Source organism: Mesorhizobium sp. M1A.F.Ca.IN.020.06.1.1 (assembly GCF_004023265.1).
In the GTDB taxonomy this organism is placed as follows: Bacteria; Pseudomonadota; Alphaproteobacteria; order Rhizobiales; family Rhizobiaceae; genus Mesorhizobium.
This window is the reverse complement of the sequence record NZ_RZSR01000843.1, coordinates 1-2,667: the sequence shown is the minus strand read 5'-3', so window position 1 is coordinate 2,667 and position 2,667 is coordinate 1. Positions and strand designations below refer to the sequence as shown.

General features: G+C 62.5%; 3 protein-coding genes. 1 reads left to right on the top strand and 2 read right to left on the bottom strand.

The features are described from left to right. Positions 1-230 precede the first annotated feature (230 nt). Both EOA60_RS27860 and EOA60_RS27855 read right to left on the bottom strand, forming a co-directional pair. Positions 231-902: a TetR family transcriptional regulator C-terminal domain-containing protein gene (locus EOA60_RS27860; RefSeq protein WP_067324188.1), complete on the bottom strand. Its 672-nt coding sequence runs from the start codon at positions 900-902 to the stop codon at positions 231-233. After that, a complete protein-coding gene (locus tag EOA60_RS27855) occupies positions 872-1,744 on the bottom strand; it encodes a dimethylarginine dimethylaminohydrolase family protein (protein WP_095824346.1) in 873 nt (290 codons plus the stop codon). Before EOA60_RS27855 ends, EOA60_RS27860 begins: the two co-directional genes overlap by 31 nt. Before the next feature lie 211 nt (positions 1,745-1,955). On the opposite strand from EOA60_RS27855, the gene EOA60_RS27850 reads away from it, so the two are divergent. Further along, the coding region (locus tag EOA60_RS27850) for an ATP-binding cassette domain-containing protein (protein WP_128312237.1) at positions 1,956-2,667 on the top strand (712 nt) is incomplete at its 3' end.

The following is a 2,667-nucleotide window of genomic DNA, read 5'->3' as shown; positions in this document are numbered from 1 at the left end:
GCAAGGTTATGAGCGCTTCGCCGAGCGTGGTCATTGGTTTTCTCCCTTTGGAGAGGATCACTGTTAACGGAAACAGTGATTTGCTCTATCTCTTTGTTTGTTACGCAATTCCGGACGGGAAACCGCTTCTCACCTTTTCCTGGAATTGCTCTAGACCGTGATGGCGTTTCGTTGAATTGCCATACCGATCTAACCTTTGTTGAGCATGATCTTTCTCCGAAAACCGGGTCCTACTTTTCGGAATCATGCTTCAGCGGCGCGAGGCCGAGTTCGGCCTCGACAGCCTTGATGCCAATCGCCGCCAATTCGCCGGGCGAGAACATCTCACTGGCCAGGCAGCCTTCGATCCAAAGCCCGTCGATGATCGCATTGATGGCGATGGCATGACGGCGCAGCTGACTTGCGTCCGGTTCGCGCTGTTCGGCGGCGAGCACCTCGGCCACGACCGCTTCCACCTCGTTGCGAAAGCCAAGATAGCCTTCGCGGTGAGCGCGGGCGAGCGTCGGATCCGCGCTCGCACGGCCGATGAACGTCGCCCAGAGCGAAAACACCCGTTGGTCGATGATCGGCGCGCTGAGATTGGCGGTGACGAAAGCTGCAAGGCGTTGGCGAGGCGACGCCTCTTCCATGACCAATGCCGCTTTCGCCTGCTCGGTCATGCGGCCGACCAGCGCCGTATAGGCCCCCTGCAGCAATTCTTCCTTGCCGGGGAAATAGTGCCGGATCAGGCCGGCGGTGACGCCGGCACGCAATGCGATGGTGCGCAAAGTGGCGCCCTGCAGGCCATATTCCGCCACGCAGTCCAGAGTCGCTTCGATCAGATCCTGCCGCCGCCGCTCCTCGCCCTCGCGACGGAACTTGCGGCGCGCAGTCATCGGCGCAGGATCGGCCGTGTCAGGCATGTCGGCCCGCCTTCACAGGCGATACAGAGCGCGTCCGCCTCGAAAATCTCAACCGTGCAGCCGGCGGCCTCCATCGCGGCTTTGGTCTTGGGAAAGCCCGCAACGGCAATGACCTTGTGCGGGCTGGTCGGCAGCACGTTCAGGCTGAGGCCGTTGGAAGCGGCGAATTCTCCGGCGTCGCCTTCGACCAGCCTGATGCCGCGCGCCTTCAGCATCTGATAGAACGGGGCCGGCAAAAGCGGCGAATAGACCAGCGCGAGATCGTCGGCCAGCGGGCTGATCACCGACATCAGATGCAGGCACGCCTCTTCACCCTGCCACAGCGGCAGATCAAAACCGTAGACGGAAATACCCAGCGGCGTCAGCAGGTTCGAAACCTGCTGGATGCCTTCCTGGTTGGAGCGGACCCCGCGCCCGATCGCCAGCGTGCGGGCATCCACCCATACGCAATCACCGCCTTCGACCTGGCCAGGAGCCTCGACGCGGCCGAGGATCGGAATACCCAGCCCTCTATAGGTTTCCTCATGCAGGGAGGCCTCCCTGGCGCGCAATGGCTTGCCCATCGAGAGGATCAGCGCACCGTGCTCGGTCATCAGCGATGGGTCGTGCGTGAACACCGAATCCGAAAGGCCGTCCGCCTTGTCCTCGATCCATTCGATTTCGGCGCCGGAAGCGGCTACCAGTTCAGCAAGGGCCGCGTGCTGTGACGCTGCCTTCGCCGGGTTGAACCCCGGGCCATAGTGCCATTGAGTTCTGTCGGCGTTGCGCATGGCGTTCGCCGCCGACCGCATGAGCACGCGCCGCAGCGGCGCCGCCATGGATTGTGATCCGAAAGCGCTCATCAATGCCCTTTTAAGATGAAAAAAACCGAAAAAATTTCATGAAAGGCTATTTATACACTTGCGCAACAAGGTCGCAAGTGCCGTAATGAACGGGATTGACGGGCTCGCGCTGCCGGGTCCATGCTGAAGTGAGGAGCGGGACAGTACAGCGTATGTTGATGAGCCGGATGGACGTTCGACGAACTGCCGTCGCCCCTATTGAGGTTACCCGGTGAGCGCGGTGGAAGCCGCCGCAGTCCCAGCCGGCCAAGCGCAGAGCGGCGCCGCCGAAGCCATCCATGTCGAGAACCTGCACAAGAAGTTCGGCCAGTTGCATGTGCTGAAGGGCGTTTCGCTGTCGGCGCGCGACGGCGAGGTGATCGCCATCATCGGCGGCTCGGGCTCCGGCAAGTCGACGCTGCTGCGCTGCATCAACTGCCTGGAAAACCCGACCAGCGGCATCATCCGTGTCAATGGCGAGGAGATCAAGCTGAAGGCCGTCAGCCACGGCCATACGGTTCCTGCCGACCGCAAGCAGATCGAGCGCATCCGCTCGAGACTCGGCATGGTGTTCCAAAACTTCAACCTGTGGAGCCACATGACGCTGATCGAGAACGTCATCGAGGTTCCGGTGCACGTGCTCGGCGTCAAGCGCGACGAGGCGATCGCCCAGGCCGAGAAGCTGCTCGCCCGGGTCGGGCTGGCGGAGAAGCGCGACGTCTACCCGGCATTCCTGTCGGGCGGCCAGCAGCAGCGCGCCGCGATCGCCAGGGCGCTGGCGATCAATCCGCGCGTCATGCTGTTCGACGAGCCGACCTCCGCGCTCGATCCGGAACTGGTCGGCGAGGTGCTGAAGGTGATCGGCGACCTGGCGCGCGAGGGGCGCACCATGGTGCTGGTGACGCATGAAATGAAATTCGCCCGCGAGGTCGCGACCCATGTCG